Below are 2,049 nucleotides of genomic sequence, written 5' to 3'. Positions count from 1 at the left end.
CACTGCTTACTTGCAAGAATATTTTATAGATATCTTTAATGCATGGATAACCGGACAAAATATGAACATCCTGATTTTTTCTTGTTTTTAAATTTATACTTCTTTTTTAGAGACTGCGAAACTCGTGATTTAATGCAGTCGAATTGATGTTATATTGTTCACTGATCCCTGCTAGTCCACCGGCCTTTGCAAACCCTTCGGTACCTAATGACACTATTTTTGTTAACATCTCATGGGTTATGTGATTGGATATGCCATATAAAAAATATTTTCCTCGAGCCGTGAGAATGCCATTTTTATTAAGATAACTATTTAAGGTATGCAAATTCACGTTATATTGTTGACTAAACCTTCTCAATCCACCGGTCTTTGCGATCCCTTCGGCACCTAATGACACTATCTCTTTTAATAGCTCAGGGGTTAATTTATTGGATTTACCACCTAAAAAAACTTTCCCTCTAACCGTAAGTGTGCCATCCGCATGGAGGTAATTATTTAAAGTACTCAAATTGACATTATATTTTTCACTTAGCCTTTTTAGTCCACCCGCCTTTGCGATCCCTTCGGCACCTAATAACACTATCTCTTTTAATATCTCAGGGGTTACTAATCTTATTTTTTCTCCATTTACCATCGTGTGAGCTAGATGAGTATTTTCAGTGAGTGAATTATGAGGAATATTATTGGACTCGACTTTTCTTTCTAAATTACCATTAGTTATCTGCTGTTGTGTAAGTTCATTGCCTATAAAATATGAAGATAAAGCCTCATATTGGGGATAGAGACTGAACCAGATATCAAAAGTACTGTGGTTAGAGGAATTCATATATTTATTTACTACTTGTTGATAAGTTCGTGAAAGATTTTCTGCCACTTCTGGTTGTAAAGTATTAAGATTACTATAGGGTGCATGCAATAAAACCACCCGTTCTGGATCTACCGGGCCTAAGATATGTGTTTCATCAAAACTTATTGCTCTTTCTAAACTCCCTGTTACAGAAAATAGCAACGCTATAACACTAGTGTCAGGATCATCAAAATTCTGTTTCAATGAAACCGCTGGTAATCCAAGCGCGGCAATAGCAAAAACAGCATAGGCTTGATTGCCGGATACATATCGTACAATTTCATCATAATTTCCGGCAACAATGGTTGTTTCTCCTTGTTTTCCAATCATTGGGTATAAGGAAGTAAAGTCATGTGAAGGTTGAAATCCATTTATTTCAGGCTGTTCATTTACCGGATCGAGGACAACCTGAAATAGTAACGGAAAATTATCGCGAGCAGTTAGTCCGTTAGGAAGCAAGCGAGTTTCCCCTTGAATATGAGCAGAAGATGATATTAATTGCTGCAACAGCATGTTGGGTGGATCATTTTTATTGGGCAAAGCAACATGAGCAACCGTTGATAAATTAGTTATTGGAAACACGTCACGAACTCCATAAAAAATAGAATATAAATAAAGAATCAAGCATAGAAGAAAAATAATTATTGTAGTAATCCAAATTTGATCGGATAGTCAGCCACTTTATTGACGCAGGATCCTATATTACCGTTGTTATTATCAATAAAACTTAAGTGGGTATCATCCAGATTAATGGAGTGGCGACATATAAATTCTATAGAGGCTCCCAGCGGTATGTTTAGCCAAGGTGTTTTTTGCCTAATTTGCCGTTGCTAACAAAACAAGATTTTTAATTTACAATAACCCATGGTAGCGATACTAATCAGGAAATCACCTATTTGCTAAACTTAACGGTAAATGGTGAGAAAGCTGTTGTGCTGGTGGATGCGATGTGTCTGGTGACTGCATTTATTTCTGACGTGCCGGCAAACTTGCACGACGCAATCGTGACGGTAGCGTCACCAGACAACGTCAGATACCGTCTTTCTCATCATGATGCAAGAGCTATATTTTCATCGAAAGGTATGCCAGATTTTAAGACACCATAAGCTAATTGGAGTAATTTTCGCATTGCCGCGCAGATGCCTACTTTACCTCCTTTGTGGCGCAATACGAGCCTCTGCCACTGTGCTTTTATTATCGGG

General features: G+C 37.5%; 2 protein-coding genes and 1 pseudogene. 1 reads left to right on the top strand and 2 read right to left on the bottom strand.

Annotated features, from left to right (window positions below):
- Positions 1–106 precede the first annotated feature (106 nt).
- Positions 107–1,429 (bottom strand): hypothetical protein, encoded by a 1,323-nt coding sequence (locus CBG25_RS04365; RefSeq protein ID WP_290604841.1) that lies wholly within the window; start codon positions 1,427–1,429, stop codon positions 107–109.
- 275 nt (positions 1,430–1,704) lie between these two features.
- On the opposite strand from CBG25_RS04365, the gene CBG25_RS21295 reads away from it, so the two are divergent.
- Positions 1,705–1,953, top strand: coding sequence for an asparaginase domain-containing protein (locus CBG25_RS21295; protein WP_366212696.1), 249 nt, complete (start codon positions 1,705–1,707; stop codon positions 1,951–1,953).
- On the opposite strand, the pseudogene CBG25_RS04360 reads toward CBG25_RS21295, so the two are convergent.
- A pseudogene (locus tag CBG25_RS04360) lies at positions 1,896–2,049 on the bottom strand (IS110 family transposase); the annotation flags it as partial. The gene CBG25_RS21295 and the pseudogene CBG25_RS04360 overlap by 58 nt on opposite strands.

Source organism: Arsenophonus sp. ENCA (assembly GCF_002287155.1).
Lineage (GTDB): Bacteria > Pseudomonadota > Gammaproteobacteria > Enterobacterales > Enterobacteriaceae > Arsenophonus > Arsenophonus nilaparvatae.
This window is presented reverse-complemented; position numbering and strand designations above follow the sequence as displayed.